Consider the following 21,519-nt stretch of genomic DNA (forward strand, 5'->3'; position numbering starts at 1 on the left):
CCATTGGGCAAGCACCTATTAGGTGCGCCAGGGTGGTTCGGGGCTCGGGGTGTTGGCTCGGTGTGATTGGGCCGGGCGCCAGGTTTGCGTTGGGTCCCAGAGGAGTGGGCCGCGTACCTGGGGTCGGCCGTTGATCATGCGGATGGTCCAGCCGTTGGTGTCGATGGTGTGGTGGTGGAACCAGCACAACAGTGTTCCGTTGTCGACGTTGGTGGGTCCGCCTTTTGCGGCGGGGTGGACGTGGTGCACTTCGGTCCAGCGGGCGGGGATGGTGCAGCCGGGGATGATGCAGCCTCCGTCGCGCGCGGCGATCGCGGCGCGTTGTTTGGCGGTGAAGCACCGCACCTTGTCGCCGAGGTAGAGAATGGCGCCGTGGTCGTCGATGATGACGCTTTGGGAGCCACCGGTGCAGATGGTTTCTTTCACTCTGCGCATCGAGATAGGCGCGTCGATGCCATCGATCCAGCCAACACCGCGGTCGTTGTCGAGGTCGCTGGCGTTGATGTGGATCATAACGTTGGGGGCGGCGCCGCCCATAATGGGGGTTTTCGGGTCGCGTGCGGCCGCTTCGAACACAGTGCGGAGGATGTCGGCGCGTTTCTCACCCGCGGTGCGGTGGTCGCCGTCGAAGCGGGTATCGCCGGTGAACGGGTCGGCGTTGAAGCGCTCACCGTCGAGGCCGGCGTCCGCGTTCGGGTCGTCGACGTCCAGGCCGTTCAACGCGGTGACGGCACCGTCAGCCGGATCGGTGGGTTCAAACCGCGGCGTACGCGACCGAGCCGATAGATGAGTGTCGAAGAAGGTGTCCATGATGCCGCGCAGCTCGGGGGTGACGTCGGCCCGCAGCGGGTAGAGCCCGTTGCGCAGCTGCCCGAACGTGAGGGTGCTCTTCGCCTCCACCGCGTCGTCGTTGGGGGCGGTGCCGTCGGGGTCAAGCCGCCCTTGCCACTCCAAAGCTTGCGCCCGCAGCAGATCCGGCGCGAAACGAATGCCCGCCCCCGGCAGCCCGGCAGTCTCCGGAGTGATCGCCCCGGTCGCGGAGGCCACGAGGGCACGTTCGACGTGGTCGAGGTCGTCCTGCAGCACCTTCCCGTGCAGGGCGGTGAGGGTGGTCGCGATGATCTCGGCCGCCTCAATGCCGAGGTCGCCGCTACCCAGCGCGTCGGCGATGACCGGGTAGCGGGCGGGGACCGGCAGGCCCAGCGGCGTGCGTTCCACCGCTGTCTCGCCGAGTTTCAGGCGCCGCTTGGCCTCACGGCCGGAGATGCCGGCGAGCTGGGTGATGAGATCTACCTTGGTGCGGCATCCGTTTCGGTAGGCCAACGAACCGTTCCCGAGGTCGGTTTCGGCCCGCGCACCGATGTCGGCGGTCGACCGTAGTCTGGCCCCATCAACCTTGCGGCCGAGACCTTCGAGCGCCGCAAGCACCGCAACCGCTTCGGAGTCATCCAGATGACCGAACCGCACCCCGTCTAACGCTGCCGCCAGAATGGCAGCAGCCTGAGCAATCGCTGCGATCCGGGAACCCTCGAACTCCGGCAGTGCACCAGCTGCGGCCGGCGGGGCTGTAAGGGTCATGGCGACGGTGCCTCCTTCACCCACAATTATACCGCGAATCGCTCTTAAACACGAGAACATCTCATAAATATAGTGAGCAATTATAAGAATTACTTACGCCCCCGTGCTCGGCTTATCACAGGTGTTGTTACTCGTGGCCGCGTCGACCAGCGGGTTTTCCGGCCTGTTCCTGACGATTGGCTCGATCGGCGCCTTCACCTCCATCTATGTGTTGACCACCGGCCGACGCTCGTGGGCCGTCATTCCCACACGCAAGATTGCGAGTGTCGTTCTGGCCGGGGCGCTCGTCGCGGTCTTCGTCGGTTCCTCGCTGGCACCGGCATCCTTCGACGCGAACCTGGCCAGCACGAGTGCGCAACCGACCGCAACGGCCACCCCTTCCGCGACGCCGAGCCCGACTCCGAGCCCGACTCCGTTGGCATTCACCGTCGAAGCGCCAACCGATCCAGCCACGAGCACACCGGCACCGGATGCCGCGAGCATCGTTCTGGCCGACACGTCAGGGACCGACACCACAGCGGTGGCGTTGCTGGCGACCCTGCCGATCAAGGGAGCGCGCCCAAGACCGGCTACGACCGCAGCGGCAGCTTCGGCTCGGCCTGGCAAGACGTTGACCAAAACGGATGCGACACCCGTAACGACATCCTGGCCCGCGACCTGACCAACATCGCGAAGCAAGGCGGCTGCCGGGTCGTGACCGGCACGCTGACCGGCCCCTACACGGGAAAAACGATCAACTTTGTGCGCGGAACGGCGACATCGTCGCTCGTGCAAATCGACCATGTGGTGGCACTATCGAATGCTTGGCAGACCGGTGCCCAGCAACTGAGCCAGGCCCAGCGAGTGTCGCTCGCGAACGATCCGCTCAATCTGCTGGCCGTGGACGGACGCACGAACTCGAGCAAGGGTGACGGCGACACGGCCACCTGGTTGCCGCCGCTGAAACCGTACCGATGCGCTTACGTGGCACGGCAGATTTCAATGAAGGCGACCTACGGGCTATGGGTGACGCAGGCCGAGCACGACGCGATGACCCGCATTTTGACGGCTTGCCCCGACGAGCGGGCGACGGCATCCGTTTTCGCGCCGGCACCCGCTCCCGTTGTCGTCGTCCCCGTGCCGGTTGCCGGGCCTGCGCCCATGGTCGTGGTGCCCGTTCCGGTCGCCGTCGAGCCGGCGCCCGTGGCACCGGTTGCGCCGGCTCCCGCCAGCGCCTACAACAAGAACTGTGACGCGGCGCGTGCTGCTGGAGCAGCTCCGGTACACACGGGGGACGACGGGTATGGGCGTCACCTCGACCGGGACGGCGACGGCGTCGGCTGCGAAAGCTAGCTGACCAGACGGGCCGAACCAGCCGTCATGGCGTGCGCAATCCCCAACCATAGAGCGGATGCCGCCCCGCCGGTCTGCCCGGTCGCCTCCGCGTCGACGGCCACCGCGACCGCCCGCTCAGAACCCGCGTCCGCCGGCTCAGAACCCGCGTCCGCCGGCTTAGAACCCGCGACGCCCCGCGAACAGCGTGTGCAGCAGTGGGACGACCGACGCGATCATTAATACGGTGCCCAGCACCGCGTCATCCGCTCGCAGCAGCACGCCGGCGATGAGCAGGGCGCCGAACAGGAGCGCCGACACGGCTTGCCGCAGGGTGCGCTCGAGGCGGGCGACGCGCTTCTCGAGGCCCGGGCTGGCAACCGCAACGGAGCCGTCTTCGATCCGGGTGATCAATCCGTCGAGGCGCTTGGGCAGGCGAACGGCGATGCCGACCGTCTCCGTCGCCTGCTTCGCGATGTCCTGCACGAAGTTGCCGCTCTCGTCGCGCAGCAGCTGCGCCGCGTAGGGCTCGACCGAATCCCAGAGGTTGAACGCGGGATTGAGCGCGCTGGCCACGCCGGAGGTGAGCGACATGGCTCGGATGATGAGCAGAAAGTTCTCGGGCAGCTGGAACGGCAGCGAGCGCACCACGTCGCCGAACTGCACCGCGAATTCGCGGAACTCTCGCGGATCCACCTCGCGCAACTCGGCGAAACCCATGCCACCAAACCGGGCGAACAGAGTGGTCATGGCCCGTTCGAGCTCGGTCGTCTCGGCCGAGGGAAGGAGCACGCCGACATCGTTCATGGCATTGACCAGGCCGCGCCCATCGCGTGAGGCTGCTGCAATGAGCATTTTGCGCAGCCCGGTGCGCGTACTGGTGGGCACCTCGCCCATCATGCCGAAGTCAATGAAGGTGAGTTTCCAGCCGCGCTCGCTGTCGGCGTCCGGGGTGACGAAGATGTTGCCGGGGTGCGGATCGGCGTGAAAGAAGCCCATCGTGAACATCTGGTCGAACATGACCTCGGCGAAGACCGGAGCCACCTCAGCCGGGTCGATGCCGGCCTTGATCAGGGCGTCGACGTCGGTGATCTTGATCGCCGTGACATCTTCGAGAGTGAGCACCTTGCGGGTGGTTCGTTCCCAGACGACACCGGGAACGCCGACTCGGTCGTCATCGGGAAAGGCCGCTGCGAAACGTTCGGAGCTGCTCGCCTCGTGCAGGTAGTCGATCTCTTCGAGGCTCGTCTGTGCGAACTCTTCGACCAGCGCCGGCATGTCGACCCGGTTGGAGACGAGTTTCACATGGCTGAGCCAGCCGCCCACTTTGCGCAGGGCGGCAAGGTCGACGTCGATGATTTCGTCGATTCCCGGGCGCTGCACCTTGATAATGACCCCGTCGAGCCCCGTGTCAGCAGCATCGAGCGCGGTGAGTCGGGCTCGATGCGCTTGCCCGAGGGATGCAGCCGCCACCGGCGTCTCGTCGACCGACGTAAAGGCCCGTTCGAGTGGCATGCCCAACTCCGCCTCGACAGCAGCGCGAATGGCCCCAAACGATACCGGCGCGACTTCATCCTGCAGCCCCTCGAGCTCTTTAGTGATCTCGGGCGGCAGCACGTCAAGGCGCGATGACATGAACTGCCCGACCTTGATCATGAGACCGCCGAGGTCGGCCGCGAGCACGTGAAAACCCTTCGCGAAGCGCTGCATCCGCTTGGAGCGTGTGCGCTCGGCGATCTTCACCAGCCCGATGCGAGGCAGGAACAACTCGAACCACCACGTTATGGCGAGATACCAGCTGGCAAAACGCAGAATGCGGCGGTATCGGGCGCGCATGTTGCCCGCGCCCGAATTCGAATCGTAGCTACCTCGACGAGCCAGCGGCACCCGTCAGTCCTGGGCGAGGATCGAGTAGAGCTTGCGACGGGCGTCGTCGAGCACGGTTACAGCCTCTTTGATCTGTTCCGGCGATCCGGTGCGACCCACCTGAGCAGCAGCCTGGGCGAGTTCGATGCCCGCCTTCGGCAGCGCCGTGTGGCCGTGTGACCCGGTGGAGCTCGTCGCCGCCCACGGGGCGCTCGTGTCGGCGTCAGCGACTGCCGCGCGACCCTCATCGGTGAGCGAGTAGATCTTGCGACCGTTGTTCTCTTCGGCGCTGATCAGGCCCTCATCAGCCAGCAGCTGCAGCGTGGGGTAGACCGAGCCGGCGCTGGGCTTCCAGGTGCCTCCGCTGCGCTCTTCGATTTCGTGGATGATCTGGTAGCCGTGCATCGGCTGCTCCGCCAGCAGGGCGAGCACCGCCGTGCGCACCTCGCCGCGGCCGGCTCGGGTGGCTGTGCCTGCCTGCTTCTCGAAGCGGGAGCGGAACTGTTCCATGGCCTGCCAGATGCCGTCCATGTTGGCGGCGTTGAACCCGCCGGTGGGGAATGTGTTGCCCATGATTGCCTCCTCGGTATGACGTGCGAACGATATACAGCGATAGGTTCAACGATACCCAGCGATGGCCTCGAGCGTTACCCCAGAACGGATGCTCAGGGCTGGCTCCCAGACACCGCCGACCGATCATGGCAACTCTGTGTCAGGCGCCGTTTGCGTGCCGCAGCGCCAGCATCCGCTTGGAGCGTGCGCGTTGGAACAGCAGGAGAAATGCGACGAGGGCCGCGGCACCGACCGCGCTGGCCACCCACACGTACCAAGCCTGCCCGGCTATCGCGAACAACACCAGGCCGACCGTGATCACCAGCGACATTATGGCCAGGGTGAGGTAGCGTCCGTCGGCCTTCTCAAACGGATTCCGCAGCTCGAGTGGCGGCTGGGTCAGCGGTTCCCAGACAACAATAAAGAACGTGGCCACCGGCCCGAGAAACAGCGAGAGAACGAACCAGTTCCAGCGGGAACGGTTCTTCTGTTCGGCCAGGCCCGCATTCACCAGGGCCAACACCAACCACCCGCCACCGTTCAGCCACCAGTTGTTTTGCTGCACAGCCTGGGTGACGATCTCGCTTACGAAGTTGGGCATGCGTCATGCTCCCACGAATGGCGTCCCACTCGCCACGGCCAGGCCCGAACATGTTGCGCCCCATGATGTAGGCGCCCGCGGTCGCTATGGCGGCGATCTCGGCGGCGTTCTCATCGGGCCGCTCGAAACGCCAGCGGGCCAGTCGTTCGCCGCCCTCTCCCAGCGGATGCTGCAGGCTCTGATTCACGCCGGCCGCGTAGCCGTCCTCCGAGACCATCATGTCGCAGGTCACTGTCATATCGTGCGCTCCTCTCTGTGTGGTGCGGAACGCTTATCGCGGCGTTCGCAACCGAATTGCACCCTTGGCGGTTGACGGGTCGACCACGACGCCGCCCTGGGTGATCTGTAATTCGCCGCGGGCGACCATGCGTCGTGCGGCTCGTCGGGCCGGCTCCATCAGGTCGCGCCACTCCTCGCCGCCGATGGCGCGCGCCGCGTCCGACGGACAGATCGTGGCATCCCGTGCGCTTTTGTGCAGCAATGACACGATGGTCGTTTCGAGCTGCAGGTCTGTCGTGTTGACCCCGTGTGAGCGGCAGGCTGCCGAGCAGTACTTCACCGAGTCCCAATTGTTGGCCCACTTCGCACGCCACTCGATGCGTCGCCCACACGACGCGCAGGTCTTATCCGCCCGGTCGGTTACGGGGTCAGCATCGGAACGGTGCCGTTGACGGTGGGCCATGGCCTCTATCTTGCCCGGAGTCCTGCAATCGTGCCACGCGTGTCTCCCGCACCCTGCCCGGCACGGGCGACCTGCGAGAATGGAACCACCATGAAGACCCTTCTCAACATCATCTGGCTCGTGCTGTCAGGCTTCTGGCTGTTTCTCGGCTACATGCTGGCAGCCGCAATCATGTGCATTCTCATCGTGACGATCCCCTGGGGAATCGCCGCGGCACGCATCGGCGTCTACGCGCTCTGGCCGTTCGGCAAGACCGTGGTCGACGCCCCGGGCGCCGGCGCCGCGTCACTGTTCGGCAATGTCGTCTGGGTGATTCTGGCCGGCTGGTGGATCGCCCTCGAGCACCTGCTCTCCGGCATCGCCCTCTGCGTGACGATCATCGGCATCCCGTTCGGCATCGCCAACTTCAAGCTGATTCCGGTCGCGCTCATGCCGCTCGGCAAGCAGATCGTCGACACGCCCTAACAAAGCGGATGCCGCCTGCTCCGTCGCCAAATCACGCCGGAGCCGGCGAACAACCGGAAGTCAGCGCAGCGGAAACGCACCCGCCAGTCGGGCCAGAGCGGCCTCCCCCACGATCGGAATTCCGTAGTCGCGGGCTTTGCGCGCCTTGCCCGAGAGCGAGTCCGGGTCGGCGGCCACGAGCAGTGTGACCTTTTTGGTCACGGCAGTCTTCGGCGCGAAGCCGCGGGCCAGCAACTCCGACTCCCAGTCGCTTTACTGCCCAGCGCCTAGAACCGCGCTAGTCCCTTGTGTCGAAACGACTCGATCACAGCGTCAGCGTATTGTCACGCTATACGCATAGCAAGACCGTACAGAAGCGATCCAGCCTGTCAGTCCAGGAGATCAGCGCACTGCGATTCGCTCCCCCACTTTGGGCTCCCGCTCTGCACTATCGGCCTGCTGGTGCAAACGCCCCGGACATCAGGTCAATCTCGCCCTCGGCGATGCCCAGACGGCGCGCTTCGGCTGCCCACCCCGAGACCGCGTGGGCTACGTCCGCGAGTATGGTCTTGGGGCTCTGGACTCGAAAATACGGTGCTACTTCAAGAAGAGTGTCGGTGTTCGCGGCGTATGTGTCAAAGTCGATGGCTGTCGACAAATGTTTCGGTCCCGGCGTTGGGTTGGGATTGAGATCGAAAACCGGCGACAAATTCCAACTGCCTTGGGAGTCGGAGCGCAAAAATCCATGATTGCGCAGATGGTCGTCGGTGTTCGAAATAAGGATGGAGAATGCAATCCTCCGCCAGAGTTCAATGAGCTCAGCCGTGGCCGACGATGATGACCGCTCGATGACTTCTGCGATTTCCAGATAGCTGCGCCGTTCACCGTCGACCGCTTCGAGCATGGTCATGGCGCTCGCGTACCCGATTCGGCGTGAGCCCTGCCGATCGAACCGGTTGAGGAGAAGGACATTGCGACCGGCCACCGTCATCAACTCGTTGGACGGTGTGCTGATACCGGCGCGGGAGGCGAGCGTGAGGGATAGGTGCTCCCAAGCCATGACATCCCATTCGTCACTGCCCACACGCGGAAATTTTGCTATCAACAGCTCGCCTCGACCATTTACCACGGCTGCCTTGGGGCGTGCACCTCCGATCGAGCTCCCGGCTCCCACCAGCAAGCGCAGTGCTTCGTCATCTGGATTTTCGCTTTCCACGGATTCGACGGCACGAAGGAGCTGCGACAGGTCAACGAGGTGCGGCACACTTTCGGCCGCTTCTGCCTGCCACTCATCGATGCCAGGAATGCGGAACCGAATAGCTCCTTGGCGTAGGTCATCCCTGACTCCGAGGGTGAAGTCGAGTTCGCCGAAGCTGCGCTCGCTAACACCACTTCGGGAAGCGCGACGGCGTTCAGACCGTTCGAGGAGTCTGCGTCCCCACCGGTCAGGGGCGCAATCGGTGAATGCGCCGAACAGGTGGTGGCCATCCGCTGTATTGAACGCGCCGGAAGACAGTGGAAGGGCAGGGTCCACAGCGTAGGCAGCAGGCCGCGCCAGATACTCAGGCTCGTAGGTAAACGTGGCGCTCTCGGAGCCACGCCGACGATGGGAATAGACGGTTCCGGCGCGCACGTCTGCGCCGCCCAGCTGCACCCAGACTTCGGCGTCAGGCATCCGACACGGACTTCGGCGTGCTCTGCCGCACTCGCTGCGGCAGAATCTCTTCGGACCGGAGCCGGCCCACATCGCTGCGGTAAGGGTCGGCGCTGTTGACGACTGTGTCCATGATTCCGAGGGCTCGGAACACGCGCAGCGCGGTCTCGAGGCTGACGCCGCCGGTACCGGACTCCAATTTTGCGAGGGTGCTGCGGCTTATGTCGGCGCGATCTGCGACTTGCTCCATGGTCAATCCCAAAAGCTTGCGCCAGGTTTGAGTGTCTTTTCCGAGTTCGCGGATGGCTCGCCGAACAGGAATCGGTGTCATTCGTTTTTCAGCCATAACAGTCATCCCCTCATATGACCAGTATTCTACACATTGGGAACGATAATGTAGGGAATACGAGTCATTAAGTGGTCAGAATCATCGATGGTCACACTATGCAACCTCCTCACCCGGGCCTGCGCTTTGAGAACCAGCTCGGGAGGTGAGTCTGGCCGAGACCGCACGGCGCTTTATAGTGCCCCCGCGGTCAGCAGATTCCAGTCAGCGATCAGCGCAGCGGAAACGCACCCGCCAGCCGGGCCAGAGCGGCCTCCCCCACGATCGGAATGCCGTAGTCGCGGGCCTTGCGCGCCTTGCCCGACAGTGAGTCCGGGTCGGCGGCCACGAGCAGCGTCACCTTTTTGGTCACCGCACTTTTCGGCGCGAAGCCGCGGGCCAGCAACTCCGACTCCCAGTCGCTGCGGGGCCGGGTCATCTCGCCGGTCAGCACCACGAGGTCGCCGAGGTGCAGTTCGAAGTGTGTACTCGTCACGGTGACGACTGCCGTTTCCGGCTGGTCGAGCGCGGCGTCGAGGGCATCCGCTGAGATGTCGAGCAGGTTGGCGACGTCGACGAGGTCGGCCATCTCATCCGTTGAGAGCACGCCATCGGCCCAGGCGATGCGGGCGAGCGCGGCGAAATACTCCCCGTGCAACAGCTCGCAGCGGTGACGGCTGAGGCCGAGCTCCTCGGCGAGCTGCACGAGCGCCTGCGCTTCGTGCGCCGAGAGCTGCCGGTCCAGCAGGCAGCGGTCCAGCAAGGCGAGGTAGTCCTGGTGTTCGGCCGGCCCGGTGATCTCGGGCAGTCGCAGGCTGATGCGTTCCAGAAAAGCGGATGCCGTCTGCTCTGTCGCGAAATCCGGCCGCGGGTACCACGGGCGCTCCGGCAACGACAGGGTCGGCCAACGGTAGGCGGCGGCACGGTGAAGGGCGTCGGCCCACAGGATCGGATCGGCAGCACCAATGATGTAGTTACTGAGTAATTGCGCGGTGGCGTAGGTATCAACCGAGGCTCGGTGGGCACCGGTGAGATCGATGTCGTAGGCGGCGCAGCAGTCGGCGAGCGACCGGCCGGTGCCGGGTAGAAAGTCGCGGGCGAGCTGCATGGTGCACAGGCTGATCACCGGTTCGAAAATCGGGTAGCCGGCGCGGGCGAGTTCGGCGAGTAGAAAGCGGGTGTCGAAGGCGGCGTTGTGGGCCACGATGACGCGGCCGTCCAGCAGCGCCACGAGCTGTGGAGCAATCTCGTCGAAGCTAGGTGCGTTCATGACATCGGCGGCGCGCACGCGGTGGATATCCTGACGCCCGAGGTCCCGCCCGGGGTTGATGAGCGTCTCCCACTGCCCTTCGATCTGTCCGTCAGCGCTGACATGCGCGACGGCGACCTCGATGGCACGATCGTGGCCACCCGCGAAGAGTCCGGTGGTCTCGAAGTCGATGACGGCGAAACCGGGCATGGTACTCCTGAGCTGAGGGTGGTGGTTCCTTGACTGTAGCGAGGAGGCAGGCGCAACCGCGGCCCACAGACGAGGGGCGTCAGCGGTTGCGGCGGTGAAGCCGTTTAGCCCAGGCTCGCTCGGTGGGCCGCCGCATCGAACTCCGCGGTGAGCTGCGGAAGTTGCAGCGCCTTCAGTGACGCGGCGAAGGCTCGTTCAAACGCGGCAGCATCCTTCGAGCGGATGCCGTAGAACCGACTCACCCACTCCCCCACGTGCAGCTCGATCCGGCTCCAGAGCAGGCCGCGGGTGACGGTGACGATCTCGACATCCTCGACTGCGGTCACGATAGGGACGCCGCCCAGGGTGACCGTGACGGTGCCGCCGTGGAGTTCGATTTTCCAGTCGCCGGAGCTGGTGAGAGCCTTGCCCCAGGCGGATGGCTGCCAGGTTGGCGGCATGCTGGCTGTCCTCTCGCTAGCTCGACGCGTTCGATCCGGTTGCAGGACGCGGCTGAATGGCCGTGCATTCCAACAATGGTCCTGACTACGCGAGGCGGGCTTCAACCCGCACTTCGAACTCTAGTTGACACGTAGCCGGCCCGCGGCCCTCGGACAGGGCCGATTTGGGAGGGGTTCTGGCGAATCAGAGCGCCTCGGCTTCGTGGGTGGAGAGCTGCCGGTCGAGTAGCACCACGCGCTACTGGTACACGTCCCGACGATGGCCGACGGTGACCACGACCACCACCAGAATGTCGTTGCGAATGGTGTAGATAATCCGATAGCTGCCCACCCGCACCCGATAGCCGTCACGTCCTTGCAAGGCTCGCGCCCCGGGCGGGCGAGGGTCTTCACCCAGCAAGGCAATGGCACCCTGCACCCGACCGCGGTCCTGCGGATCAATTCGTCGCAAGGATTCAACCGCTGCCGGGCGCAATTCATTGCGGAACTTGCTCACACCCAGCCGAGATCCGCTTTGACCTGCTCCCAGGGAATGTTGTCGCCCTCGTCGGCCATCGCCACATCGAACGCCGCGATATCCTCAGCATCGTCAAGCGCTTCTTGCATGCGCGCGTACTGCTCAGGGCTCACCAGCACAGCAGCGACTTTTCCGCGACGCTCCAAGAAGACGGCCTCTGAGCTGGCCTGGGCAATCAACTCGGGTAGGCGCGCCCTGGCGTCGGTGACGCTTGACTTCGACATGCCTCAAATGTACATCCGCGTGATGGGGATGTACATGTGCACGGGCGGTTTGCAGCTGACCGCCGTTCAACCGATTGCGGGAACACCCATCGCGGATGCGCGGCGCTGATCCGCGCTGCCCCGGCCCGCCGCTTTCCCCGATTCCTGTGTGCCTTTGCTCGACATGAGTAGCTCCCGACGTCGCCGTCTCCACTTTCCCGCACTCTTGTAGACACCTAGATATGCCTGCACGGCAAGGGGCGAGTGCCGGCCGTTATGATGTGGCTCGGCAGAAGACCAACGTCGAGTCAACGGTGCGAACGGGGCGTGGCAGCGAATGCCTCTCCCGGCGCGTGGCACGGCTCCCTGGGGAGGCAAACTGCGGTCGAAAGGTTCAGGTGTCCGTTGGCCGATGTCGACGGGACAACGGGTGGTCGCGCGACCGGCGATGATGCCGCCGGGTCGCACGATCCCACGATTCGGTCAGTGTCAGCGGGATCCGATAGGTTCGGAACAGGTTCACGAGTGGCAGCGTTCAGTACTTGGCTGGCTGCACGGCAACCCCGTCCATCGACCGGGGTGCCCCAGGGGAAGAACCGGCCCGCCGCAACCGTTGCGGGCAAAGCGATGGAGGCACCGCCTCCGCGAAGGAGCACGCTCATGCCGTCCCCGTACTTTCGCATCACCGACCTGTCGGTCAGTTCTCCGGTCATTCTGCATGCCCCGCACGGCGGCCGGCTGATTCCGGCCGAACACCTCGGCGCGTACCTCGTCTCCGCCGCCGAACTAGAGGCAGAGAAGAACATCATGACCGACCATTTCACCGATGAGCTCGTCGGCGGCATCACCGGCGCGAGCTCAGTGACCAACGAACTGTCCCGGTTCGCCGTCGACGTGGAACGGTTCCCCGACGAGACCGAGGAGATGAACGCCGTCGGTATGGGCGTGCTCTACACGAACGGTTCCCGCGGGCAGCAGATCCGCGACCTGCGCCGCGCCGACCGGCCCAGGCTCATGGGGCACTTCGAGGCGTACTCCGCCGCGTTCACCGACCTGGTCGACGCCACCCTGCGCCGCCACGGGCGGGCCGTGATCATCGACGTGCACTCCTACCCAGAACACGCGCTGGCCTACGAGTTGCATGCAGAGCAGCCCCGCCCAGAGCTGTGCCTCGGCTACGAGGACTTCCACGCCCCGACCGACCTCGTGCGCACCGTGACGGATGCCTTCGCCCAGCTTGAGATCCTCCCGAACGGACCGTTCGCCGGCGCCTACGTTCCGCTGGAGCACTACGGGACGGATGCCCGCGTGCAGTCGGTGATGCTCGAGATCCGTCGAGACGTGTACCTGCACGACAGTCTTGAGCTGAAGTCTGGGCCGTTCCAGGGGCTGCAGGCATCCCTGCAGCGGCTGGTGAACTCGGTGGTCGGCGAGATTTAGGCGGATAAGCCGTCGACTGCCGCCCGAGCGAGTGGCCACTGACTGCGGGGACTCTACCCGAGTCCGATGACGTCGCTCTCGACCAAAGCATCTGTCGTTGCATCTGTCGAACAGTTGGGCGACGCTCGCCGGGCCTGATGTCGGAGGCAGGCAATAGGCTGCAGGGGTACGTGGGGTGAGAACGAAAACGGGGGAAGAATGAACGTGGAACAGCCATCGGTGGGCGAATCGTTTGACGCGCTCGTGGGGCTGGTCGCTGCGGTGAAAGCGGCCTCGCCCTTCGCCCCGGTGACCGTTCTCGTTCCGTCCCATGCCAGTGCGCTCGATGTGTATCGGCTGCTCGCCCGCCGGGTCAACGGCGGCAAGGGGCTCGTCGCGGTCACCTGTCTCACGCCAGGCGACCTGGCGCAGCGGGTGTTCGACCGGGCGGGGCTGGCGGCCGGGCGGTCCCCGGTCACGACCATCGTGCGCGAAGGGGCTGTTCTCAATGAGCTGAGCAAGAATGCCGGAATCTTCGACCAGGTCGCCGACCAGCCCGCCACGGCTCTCGCCTTGGCGCGCGCCTCGGCCGAGCTCGACGACGTCACGCTCACCGACGACAAGCTGCCCAAGCTGGTGGCCGACGTGGTGCGCGTTCATCAGAACGTCACCAGGGCGCTCGGCCCCGGATGGCATACCCAGCACGACGTGGTGGCTGCGGCGATCACCCAGTTGCCCAGCCATGCCGCCGGTTTCGGCACCGTCATCAGCTTTCTGCTGCCCACGGAGTGCAGCGACGCCGATCGAAAGCTGCTTGAGGCACTCGCGGCCGCCGTGCCCGTCACCACTATCGCCCGCACCCCTGCGGCCGACAGCGTGCCGACCGACACCCGCGTGCTCAGCATTACGGATGCCGACGACGAAGCCCGCACCGTCTCCCGCCTCGTCGTCGAGCAGCTGAAGAAGCAGATACCGGGCCACCGCATCGGCGTGTTCTGGGGCGCCGCCGACCCCTACCGGGTGCTGCTGCACCGCCACCTCGCCGACGCCGGCGTGGAGGTTAACGGCCCGGCCGCCCGCCAGTACACCGATATGGCCTACGTGCGGGGCTTTCTGACCCTGTTGGGCCTCGACCGGGCCGATATCGATCGCCGCCAGGTGCTCGACGTGCTGGCCGAGGGTGTTCTGCGCTGGAGCGAAGAGAAGCTGCCCAGCAGCGCTCGGTGCGAGCGCCTCTACACGACCGAGGCGGTCGAAGAACCCGAGCCCCGGCCCACGGTGAGGTTCGTCGAAACCCCCGAAGAACCCGCTGACCCCACCACGGCGGGCGTGCTCGAATACCGGCGTAAACAGTCCGCTGAGCGCGCCACCTTCGACAACTACATCCTCGCCCTGAGCCTGAGTCTCACCACTCTGGCGAACGCCCAGACTTGGCCGGAGGCGGCGCTCAGCCTCGAGGCGATGTTCAACGAACATTTCGACCCGATCACCTTCTACGACGCCGAGCTCACGGAGTGCCGCGAGGCGGTCACCGACGCGATCCGCGCTCTGGGCAGCCTCGAGGGTGTCGCTCCGCGACCCACCCTCCGCTCGGTTCGAGCTGCCCTCGCCTCTCAGCTCGCCACCCTGACTCGGCGCCACGGAACGTTCGGCACCGGCGTCACCCTCGGTTCGCTGGCCAGCGGCGCGGCCCGCGACCTCGATGTCGTCATCGTCGTCGGTCTCGCCGAGGGCCTCACTCCCACACGCCTGCGTGATGACGCCCTGCTGCCCGATTCCGTGCGCGTCCTGTGGCACGGCGTTCTGCCCCTGCTGGCCGAACGCGCAGCGAAGCAGCACCGGGAGTTTCTAGACACCCTGGCCTCCGCGGCTCGGGTGCGCATCGTCACGTTCCCTCGGGGCAACCTGCGCGGCGGCGGCGAGCGCGGAGCATCCCGTTGGCTTACGACCCACATCGCTTCGAGCGCGGCGCGTGGGTCAGAGCCGGTGGAGATCATCGGCTCTTATCACGACGGTATTCTCAGCGGCGTCCCCATCGTCGACAGCGCCCCGGTGACCGCGCAAACCTGGCGGTTGCGCGCCCTGATGAGTGGCGCCGACGGCAACGGCACACCGCGCGACACCGTGCTCGAGCTCGCGCAGGCCATGCGCGCCGACCGCGCGTCGGGCGTGTTCAGCCGGTTCAACGGCAATCTCAGCAGCCAGGCCCATCTGCTGCGCGTGCTCGACCGCCCCCTCACGGCGACGAGCCTGGAGGACTGGATCGCCAGCCCGCTCTCGTACTTTCTGCACCGGGTGCTCGACCAGCGCATCTTCACCGATGTGCAGCTCGACGTCGAGATCGACGCGCTCACGCGCGGGTCGATGCTGCACGAGATTCTCGAAGACCACGTGGCCGCGCAGATCAGCGGCACGCCCGATGCGGGATCCCTCGAGGCGCTGCAAGCCATCAGCGAGCAGGCCTTCGAGAGTTGGCGGGTCGACAGTTGGATCGACCACCTGTGGCAGCGCGACATGAACGTCATGCGTCGCGATCTCAAGACGTGGTGGGGCCTGCAGGCCGAAACCGCTTCAAACGGATGGCTCCCCCAGCACGCCGAGGCCGCTTTCGGCTTGGCCGATCCCGCCGCCTACGACGCGCTACTGTTCACGCTCGACGACGGCAGCACCATCCGCTTTTCCGGCAAGGTCGACCGCATCGACTATCACCCCGACGGCAGCATCCGCGTGGTGGACTACAAAGCCGGTACGAGTGACCGGTTCAGCAAGCTGAGCTCCGATTCCCCCACCGCCGGCAGCAGCAAACTCCAACTCCCGGTCTACGGGTTGTTCGCCCAGGCGCAGGGCCAGGGCAACGGCCAAACGGGCACCGTTCTGGCCGAGTACGACTTCATCACGCAGCGCGGCGGGCACACGACCATCGGCTACCCGGTCACCGACCACGTCGTCGACCAATTGCGCAGTGATGTCAGCGCGATCGTGGCTGCCATTCGGCTCGGAGTGTTCCCGCCGCGTCCGGCATCAGGGTCGTTTCAATCGATCACCCAGATGATCGGAACCGCCGCGCTGAACGCCCTCTGGGGCCGCCTCTCGCCCCATCTCGACCACGACCTGGTAGCCCGTTTCTGGCCGGAAGAAGACGACAAATGAGCATCACCCTCACCGACCAGTCGGGGCGCACCCAGATCGAGACCGAGCTCGACGCGCAACTGTTCGTGCAGGCCGGCGCTGGGAGTGGCAAGACCCACGCCCTGGTGTCGCGCATCTGCGCCCTGGTGCGCCGCGGCGAATCACTCTCCGGCATCGCGGCGATCACCTTCACCGAGAAGGCCGCCGCCGAACTGCGGGAACGAGTGCGGGCCACGCTGGAAAACCCGGCGACCGAACTCCACCCCGATTTGCGGGAACGTGCCCTCAACGAACTCGACACGGCACCGATCGGAACCATCCACTCGTTCGCCACCCGGATCCTCAGCGAAAACCCCATCGACGCGGGGCTGCCGCCCCTGATCGAAGTGGCCGATGCCCTGCGCTCCCGCATCGCCTTCGGCCGGCGCTGGGCGAGTGCGCGGGCCGCTCTGTTTGCCGATGAGCAGGCATCCGCTGCCCTGCAGGTGTTGCTGGCGCTGGGGGCGACGATAACCCAGATCGAAGCGGTCGCGCTGGGTTTGGATTCGGCCTGGGACCGGCTCGACCCGACACCGTTGGCGGAGCAGGACCTGCCGGTGATGCCCGAGCTCGATCTGGTTCCGGTGCTCAACACCCTCACGCACGTTCTGGAACAGGCCGAGTTCTGCACCAACCCGAGCGAAGACAAGCTGTATCCCAAAATGGCCGAATTGCGCGCCTGGCGACAGGCGCTGGTTCAGGCGAAGGATGCCGACGATCTCGCTGCCCAGTTCGACCTGCTCACGAAGCCGCCGTTCAAGAACATTCACGTGGGCACGGCGAAGAATTGGAGTATCGACCTCGCCGCGTTGAAAGCCGAGCTCAAGACCCTCAAAGACGAAACGGTGCCGCAGACGGTGAGCCGCGTGGTCGCCCCGGCGATCCGGCGGGTGACCGCTGTGCTCGGCGCCGTCTTGGTGGCGGAAGCCCGTGCCCGGCAAAATAGCGGCCAGCTGGAGTTCCACGACCTGCTGGTGCACTGCCGCGATCTGCTTGCCGGCGTGCACGAAGACGATGTGAAGGCGCGCATCCACGCGAAGTATCCGCGCATCATGCTCGACGAGTTTCAAGACACCGACCCGCTGCAGGCCGAGATCGCACTGCGCATCGCGACCGAACGGGCGCAGCGGCAGACCGGGTCCCGAAGTGAACTCGCCCAGCCGGGCGGCAGCCTGTTCATGGTGGGCGACCCGAAGCAGTCGATCTATCGTTTTCGCCGGGCCGACATCGCCACGTACTTGAAGCAGCAGCAGCGGTCGCTGGCGGCCAACGCTGAGTCGGTCGTCTCGCTCACGACCAACTTTCGCTCCACCCAGCCGGTGCTCGACTGGATCAACCACGTTTTCGCCGCTCTCATCGTGGAACAGCTTGATGTGCAGCCGTTCTACCAAGCCCTCGATGTCGACCCGGCTCGCCCGGCCTGGCAGGAATCATACGGACCGGCCGTCACCGTGCTCGGCGCCGGCGAGGCCGGCCTCGCGGCCGCCGCCGAGATGAACGCCGCCGAGAAACGCGAGCGCGAGTCGGCCGATATCGCTGCCATCATTCAAGCGGCGACCGCCACCGACGGCACCGGCTGGACCAAGCAGGCGGGCAACCGGGACGATTTCGCTCTCGCCCCGGTTGAGCTGCAGGACATCTGCATCCTCATCCCCACCCGCACCTCGCTGCCAGCGCTGGAGAGTGCGCTCGACCGTGCGGGCATCGAGTACCTGGCCGAGGCATCCGCTCTGGTGTATTCAACCCAGGAGGTGCACGACCTCGTGCTCGTGCTGCGGGCGATCGCGAACACCGCCGATGAAGCGGCCCTGGTGCTGGCGTTGCGCACGCCACTGTTCGGGGTCGGCGATGACGACCTGCTGGTCTGGAAACATGCGGAGGGGCGGTGGTCACTCTGGGTAGACACTCCCGAGTCGCTCTCGCGCGCGGGCGAGCCCGCCCACCCGGTGAGCCTCGCGCTGACCTACCTGCACAACCTTCACCGCGACTTGGCCACGTCGTCGCCGGCCGATCTGCTGACCCGGCTGATCATGGATCGCCGCGTTCTGGAGGCCACGACCGACGGGCCGCGCTACCGCGATATCTGGCGACGCCTACGTTTCGTCGTGGATCAAGCCGAAGCCTGGAGCGAAGCCACCCAGGGGAGCCTGCGCGATTATGTGGTCTGGGCCGACAGCCAGCAGGTCGACAACGCCCGGGTGAACGAGAGCGTTGTTCCCGAGACCGGGGTCAACGCCGTGCGCATCACCACCGTGCACGCCTCGAAGGGTCGGGAGTTTCCGGTGGTGATTCTGGCCGGGTCGAGTGGCGGCAGCAACAACGGCTCCGACAACGTGCTCTTCACGCCCGATGGCCAGGCCGAAGTGCGCTTTGTCACCGGGCTCGAGACCGCCGGATTCGCCGCGTTGAACACCAGTGAAAAGCAGTTCATCGAGGCCGAGCGGCTGCGCTTGCTCTACGTGGCGTGCACCCGCGCCGAGAGCCACCTGGTGGTCTCGCTCTATCAGGGCAACAAGTCGAGCGCCGGCGCTCTGCTCGCCGGAGCGCACGATCCACTCATGTCGACGGGTTTCGAGGCGGCCGAGGCTCTGCCCACGGCGGCTGGGCACCGCGCCGCCACCGTCGGCCCGGTGCCCGACTGGCCCGCCTGGTTGCTCGACCGCGCGCACTGGCAGGCAACTTCCCGGCACCCCGCCTCGGTGTCGGTGTCGAGTCTGGCCAAGGCTGGCACGGATGCCCCGCAGCTGCCGCCGTTCACGCTGCGGTTCGTACAGCCCGACCCGACCACCCCCGCCCTGCCGACCTTTGCCGGTGCTGGCGCCGAGCACGGCACCCGGCTCGGCAGCGCCGTGCACAAGCTGCTCGAGCTGAGTGACATCACCGTCGGCCCCGATTTCTCCGCCCTGGCCGTTGATATCGCGCACGAGTTCGACCTCGCTGACTCCAGCACCCTGGAGGCGCTGGCCCGATCGGCCATCGACGCCGAGCCCGTGGCCCGCGCGGCCGGCCGCGAGCACTGGCTGGAGCTGCCGTTCGCGGCCGCCCTGGACGCCCGGCAAGCGCAGGGCACCGTGTTTGAAAGCATCGCCGACCTGGTCTACCGCGAAGACGACGACAGCCTGGTGATCGTTGATTTCAAGACGAATATCGGCCTCAGCGCCGAACAGATGGATGCCTACTGGCACCAGCTCGCCAGCTACGCCGACTTCATTCACCGTGCCACCGGGCAGACCGTGAGCGAAGTCGTGCTCGTCTTCTGTCGCTCCGACCCTGCGCAGGTGTTTCGGCGGGCGGCCGTGTGAGCCGTCCGGCTGTTGCGCCGTGACGGCAATCGTGGTCGTGCGGCGACGACGCGATCAGCCCTAGCGGCTAGGGCTCCTCGTAGCGGAGGCCCCTAGCAGCTAGGGCTGCCGAGCGTTGCTAGGGCTTCTCGACCGTCTTGCCCCTCGGCTGCTTCGGCGACGTCGCGGCCGGTTGCACAGTTGCCTCCGGTTCCGGCATCATCGCGCTGTACCGCTCCGCGTCGTCGAACATGCGCTTGCTCTTGCCGCGCACGTCTTTCACATAACGCCCCATCGAGGCGCTCATGTTCGACACCGCGTCGGTACTCGCCATGAATGTCATCGAACTGCCGGCGTCAAAGCCCAGGCGCTCCCCCGACAGCACGGCGTCTTGGTTGGCCCCGAGAAACATGAAGTCCCAGTTGTACTGCTCTTTCTGACGCGTAACCAGAGTGCGCACGGCTTCCAGGCCGAACTCCCGGCTGGAGTTCTCATCGCCGTCGGTGACGACGACGACCTGCACGGTTTCAGGGCGGGCGTGCTCGGGAAGCGCAGCCAGAACCCGGCCAAAGCCGGTGACCGACTGACCGATGGCGTCGAAGAGCGCCGTGGCGCCGCGCGGCTCAAGCGAGATCGTGACGTTCTTCGGGTCGGCCAAGGAACACTGCGTCTCAATCTCGGTGTCGAACGTGACGATATCAACGGTGAGCAGACCCGGCTCGGCCGCCTGCTCGGCGAGCATCGTGGTGAGGCCGCCCACCATGTCATCACGGATGCCCGCCATCGAGCCGCTGCGATCGATGACCAGCAGCATGGCGGTGTAGTTCGGATCAGTCATGGTGTTCCCCTTCAACAGTTGCTCCCGGCGGGAACAAGTTGAGTGTCTCAGGAGCCACCGACATTGCTTCGAGCACGGCAGCGGCGGCGCCTGTGCAGGGGGCTCAGGCTGCACCAGCAGAAAGAGAAATCCCGGATGAGATCCGGTCCAAGAACACCGCCGTGTCGATGACGACTGCCCGCTACTTCGCGGGCGGATTCCATCCCTGCTCGCGCGCTGATCGATAGGGTGTGTCCAGGGGGAAATGACATGAGCAGATTCTTTGGCACACCGGCGGGGGTCAAGGTTGGCCAGTTCTTCATCGACCGCCGTGAACTTCACGAAGCTTTCGTTCATCGCCCAACGCAAGCCGGCATTAGCGGCACGAAGTTGGAAGGTTCCGACTCGATCGTCATTTCAGGAGGCTATGTCGACGACGAAGACCATGGCGACTACATCATCTACTCCGGACACGGCGGCAAAGACCCCAACAGCCCGCGTCAAATCATGGATCAGTCTCGGGATGCTTCGGGTAATGCAGGTCTCATCACGAGCCACGCCGCGGCTCTGCCCGTTCGTGTCGTCCGAGGAAAACACAAGGGTTCTCCGTTTGCCCCACCCGCGGGCTACATCTACTCCGGGCTTTATTTGGTCACCCAGTGGTGGATGGAGCTGGGTCGGGATGGTTTTCAGATCATTCGCTTCCGACTCGAACGGATCGATGAACAAGTCCCACTTGAACCGCAAGCTTTGAACGTGCCCGACCCAGAATTCGCCACGACAATCGTGTCCCGTCGAATTCGGGACTCACAGCTGGCACGTGAGGTGAAGAAGCTCTACGACTACGAGTGTCAGGTCTGCGAGCAGTCAATCCCCACGTCGAGCAATGCCTCCTACGCCGAAGGCGCTCACGTCAGGCCTTTGGGTCGACCTCACCTTGGCCATGATGCCCTGAGCAACATCCTGTGCCTTTGCCCGAATCACCACACTCAGTTTGATCTAGGCGGGCTCATTCTGACGGACGAGATGGAGGCCATTGAAACGCGCACAATGACTCCGATTGCCAGCCTGGCCTTCCGCAAACATCACGTCGTCGCACTCTCGAACGCCGGATACCATCGAGCCCTTTGGCTGGGAGCACGTGGCTTGTCGAGCGATATGCGTCTTCTGCAGCCGTCTGCCTAGGGCCAACGAAGATCGTA

At 65.4% G+C, this 21,519-nt stretch carries 20 protein-coding genes and 1 riboswitch; of the genes, 7 read left to right on the forward strand and 13 right to left on the reverse strand.

Features of this window, described 5'->3' with window-relative positions; genetic code table 11:
• Positions 1–18: 18 nt before the first annotated feature.
• The gene (locus tag E3T43_RS16870; RefSeq protein ID WP_166791362.1) at positions 19–1,578 is read right to left on the reverse strand and encodes an HNH endonuclease signature motif containing protein; all 1,560 of its coding nucleotides are present in this window, start codon (positions 1,576–1,578) and stop codon (positions 19–21) included.
• 121 nt (positions 1,579–1,699) lie between these two features.
• Here E3T43_RS16870 and E3T43_RS19385 point away from each other — a divergent pair, with 121 nt between their 5' ends.
• Together E3T43_RS19385 and E3T43_RS19390 are read left to right on the forward strand one after the other, a co-directional pair.
• Positions 1,700–2,239 carry a hypothetical protein gene (locus E3T43_RS19385; protein WP_241979055.1) on the forward strand — a complete coding sequence of 180 codons (540 nt, stop codon included), beginning with the start codon at positions 1,700–1,702 and terminating at the stop codon, positions 2,237–2,239.
• A 5-nt stretch (positions 2,240–2,244) separates the two neighbouring features.
• A complete protein-coding gene (locus E3T43_RS19390; protein ID WP_370450002.1) occupies positions 2,245–2,910 on the forward strand; it encodes a DUF1524 domain-containing protein in 666 nt (221 codons plus the stop codon).
• 159 nt (positions 2,911–3,069) lie between these two features.
• Here the strand turns inward: E3T43_RS19390 and E3T43_RS16880 are convergent, their stop codons facing one another.
• From E3T43_RS16880 to E3T43_RS16895, 4 genes are all read right to left on the reverse strand, one after another.
• Positions 3,070–4,725, reverse strand: a complete 1,656-nt coding sequence (locus E3T43_RS16880; protein WP_134473254.1) for an AarF/ABC1/UbiB kinase family protein — start codon at positions 4,723–4,725, stop codon at positions 3,070–3,072.
• A gap of 54 nt (positions 4,726–4,779) precedes the next feature.
• Positions 4,780–5,328, reverse strand: coding sequence for a PadR family transcriptional regulator (locus E3T43_RS16885; RefSeq protein WP_134473255.1), 549 nt, complete (start codon positions 5,326–5,328; stop codon positions 4,780–4,782).
• Positions 5,329–5,467: 139 nt separating this feature from the next.
• Entirely contained in the window at positions 5,468–5,908 is a 441-nt protein-coding gene (locus E3T43_RS19065) for a hypothetical protein (RefSeq protein WP_198414390.1), read from the reverse strand.
• Between the two features lie 271 nt (positions 5,909–6,179).
• A complete protein-coding gene (locus tag E3T43_RS16895; RefSeq protein WP_134473256.1) occupies positions 6,180–6,590 on the reverse strand; it encodes a DUF2256 and DUF3253 domain-containing protein in 411 nt (136 codons plus the stop codon).
• Between the two features lie 90 nt (positions 6,591–6,680).
• Between E3T43_RS16895 and E3T43_RS16900 the strand changes: the two genes are divergently transcribed.
• Positions 6,681–7,055, forward strand: a complete 375-nt coding sequence (locus E3T43_RS16900) for a YccF domain-containing protein (RefSeq protein WP_104133257.1) — start codon at positions 6,681–6,683, stop codon at positions 7,053–7,055.
• 60 nt (positions 7,056–7,115) lie between these two features.
• Here the strand turns inward: E3T43_RS16900 and E3T43_RS16905 are convergent, their stop codons facing one another.
• From E3T43_RS16905 to E3T43_RS16935, 7 genes are all read right to left on the reverse strand, one after another.
• The gene (locus E3T43_RS16905) at positions 7,116–7,256 is read right to left on the reverse strand and encodes a hypothetical protein (protein WP_241979057.1); all 141 of its coding nucleotides are present in this window, start codon (positions 7,254–7,256) and stop codon (positions 7,116–7,118) included.
• A gap of 226 nt (positions 7,257–7,482) precedes the next feature.
• A complete protein-coding gene (locus tag E3T43_RS16910) occupies positions 7,483–8,667 on the reverse strand; it encodes a type II toxin-antitoxin system HipA family toxin (protein WP_241979058.1) in 1,185 nt (394 codons plus the stop codon).
• Positions 8,668–8,701: 34 nt separating this feature from the next.
• Positions 8,702–9,019: a helix-turn-helix transcriptional regulator gene (locus tag E3T43_RS16915; protein WP_198414393.1), complete on the reverse strand. Its 318-nt coding sequence runs from the start codon at positions 9,017–9,019 to the stop codon at positions 8,702–8,704.
• Between the two features lie 226 nt (positions 9,020–9,245).
• Positions 9,246–10,472: an exonuclease domain-containing protein gene (locus tag E3T43_RS16920; protein ID WP_134473258.1), complete on the reverse strand. Its 1,227-nt coding sequence runs from the start codon at positions 10,470–10,472 to the stop codon at positions 9,246–9,248.
• Between the two features lie 104 nt (positions 10,473–10,576).
• A complete protein-coding gene (locus tag E3T43_RS16925) occupies positions 10,577–10,912 on the reverse strand; it encodes a hypothetical protein (protein ID WP_134473259.1) in 336 nt (111 codons plus the stop codon).
• Positions 10,913–11,150: 238 nt separating this feature from the next.
• Positions 11,151–11,408 (reverse strand): type II toxin-antitoxin system RelE/ParE family toxin, encoded by a 258-nt coding sequence (locus tag E3T43_RS16930; RefSeq protein ID WP_134473260.1) that lies wholly within the window; start codon positions 11,406–11,408, stop codon positions 11,151–11,153.
• Complete coding sequence (locus tag E3T43_RS16935) at positions 11,405–11,653, reverse strand: type II toxin-antitoxin system Phd/YefM family antitoxin (RefSeq protein WP_134443597.1); 249 nt, start codon at positions 11,651–11,653, stop codon at positions 11,405–11,407. Before E3T43_RS16935 ends, E3T43_RS16930 begins: the two co-directional genes overlap by 4 nt.
• A 496-nt stretch (positions 11,654–12,149) precedes the next feature.
• Positions 12,150–12,265: riboswitch (SAM riboswitch) on the forward strand.
• Between the two features lie 27 nt (positions 12,266–12,292).
• Here E3T43_RS16935 and E3T43_RS16940 point away from each other — a divergent pair.
• From E3T43_RS16940 to E3T43_RS16950, 3 genes are all read left to right on the forward strand, one after another.
• Positions 12,293–13,072 carry an N-formylglutamate amidohydrolase gene (locus tag E3T43_RS16940; RefSeq protein WP_166791363.1) on the forward strand — a complete coding sequence of 260 codons (780 nt, stop codon included), beginning with the start codon at positions 12,293–12,295 and terminating at the stop codon, positions 13,070–13,072.
• A gap of 204 nt (positions 13,073–13,276) precedes the next feature.
• Complete coding sequence (locus E3T43_RS16945; RefSeq protein ID WP_166791364.1) at positions 13,277–16,201, forward strand: PD-(D/E)XK nuclease family protein; 2,925 nt, start codon at positions 13,277–13,279, stop codon at positions 16,199–16,201.
• A complete protein-coding gene (locus E3T43_RS16950) occupies positions 16,198–19,521 on the forward strand; it encodes an exodeoxyribonuclease V subunit beta (RefSeq protein WP_134473263.1) in 3,324 nt (1,107 codons plus the stop codon). Before E3T43_RS16945 ends, E3T43_RS16950 begins: the two co-directional genes overlap by 4 nt.
• A gap of 118 nt (positions 19,522–19,639) precedes the next feature.
• Here the strand turns inward: E3T43_RS16950 and E3T43_RS16955 are convergent, their stop codons facing one another.
• Positions 19,640–20,338: a vWA domain-containing protein gene (locus tag E3T43_RS16955; protein WP_134473264.1), complete on the reverse strand. Its 699-nt coding sequence runs from the start codon at positions 20,336–20,338 to the stop codon at positions 19,640–19,642.
• 249 nt (positions 20,339–20,587) lie between these two features.
• Here E3T43_RS16955 and E3T43_RS16960 point away from each other — a divergent pair, with 249 nt between their 5' ends.
• Positions 20,588–21,502 (forward strand): YDG/SRA domain-containing protein, encoded by a 915-nt coding sequence (locus E3T43_RS16960; protein WP_134473265.1) that lies wholly within the window; start codon positions 20,588–20,590, stop codon positions 21,500–21,502.
• Positions 21,503–21,519 lie beyond the last annotated feature (17 nt).

Origin of the sequence: Cryobacterium sp. Hh7 (assembly GCF_004403155.1) — a bacterium.
Taxonomy (GTDB): domain Bacteria; phylum Actinomycetota; class Actinomycetes; order Actinomycetales; family Microbacteriaceae; genus Cryobacterium; species Cryobacterium levicorallinum.

Bases quoted from the DNA above. Each gene is read 5' to 3' on its own strand.
- E3T43_RS16870 (WP_166791362.1), bottom strand. From the start codon at position 1,578: ATGACCCTTACAGCCCCGCCGGCCGCAGCTGGTGCACTGCCGGAGTTC.
- E3T43_RS16880 (WP_134473254.1), bottom strand. From the start codon at position 4,725: ATGCGCGCCCGATACCGCCGCATTCTGCGTTTTGCCAGCTGGTATCTC.
- E3T43_RS16885 (WP_134473255.1), bottom strand. From the start codon at position 5,328: ATGGGCAACACATTCCCCACCGGCGGGTTCAACGCCGCCAACATGGAC.
- E3T43_RS19065 (WP_198414390.1), bottom strand. From the start codon at position 5,908: ATGCCCAACTTCGTAAGCGAGATCGTCACCCAGGCTGTGCAGCAAAAC.
- E3T43_RS16895 (WP_134473256.1), bottom strand. From the start codon at position 6,590: ATGGCCCACCGTCAACGGCACCGTTCCGATGCTGACCCCGTAACCGAC.
- E3T43_RS16900 (WP_104133257.1), top strand. From the start codon at position 6,681: ATGAAGACCCTTCTCAACATCATCTGGCTCGTGCTGTCAGGCTTCTGG.
- E3T43_RS16915 (WP_198414393.1), bottom strand. From the start codon at position 9,019: ATGACACCGATTCCTGTTCGGCGAGCCATCCGCGAACTCGGAAAAGAC.
- E3T43_RS16920 (WP_134473258.1), bottom strand. From the start codon at position 10,472: ATGCCCGGTTTCGCCGTCATCGACTTCGAGACCACCGGACTCTTCGCG.
- E3T43_RS16925 (WP_134473259.1), bottom strand. From the start codon at position 10,912: ATGCCGCCAACCTGGCAGCCATCCGCCTGGGGCAAGGCTCTCACCAGC.
- E3T43_RS16935 (WP_134443597.1), bottom strand. From the start codon at position 11,653: ATGTCGAAGTCAAGCGTCACCGACGCCAGGGCGCGCCTACCCGAGTTG.
- E3T43_RS16940 (WP_166791363.1), top strand. From the start codon at position 12,293: ATGCCGTCCCCGTACTTTCGCATCACCGACCTGTCGGTCAGTTCTCCG.
- E3T43_RS16950 (WP_134473263.1), top strand. From the start codon at position 16,198: ATGAGCATCACCCTCACCGACCAGTCGGGGCGCACCCAGATCGAGACC.
- E3T43_RS16955 (WP_134473264.1), bottom strand. From the start codon at position 20,338: ATGACTGATCCGAACTACACCGCCATGCTGCTGGTCATCGATCGCAGC.
- E3T43_RS16960 (WP_134473265.1), top strand. From the start codon at position 20,588: ATGAGCAGATTCTTTGGCACACCGGCGGGGGTCAAGGTTGGCCAGTTC.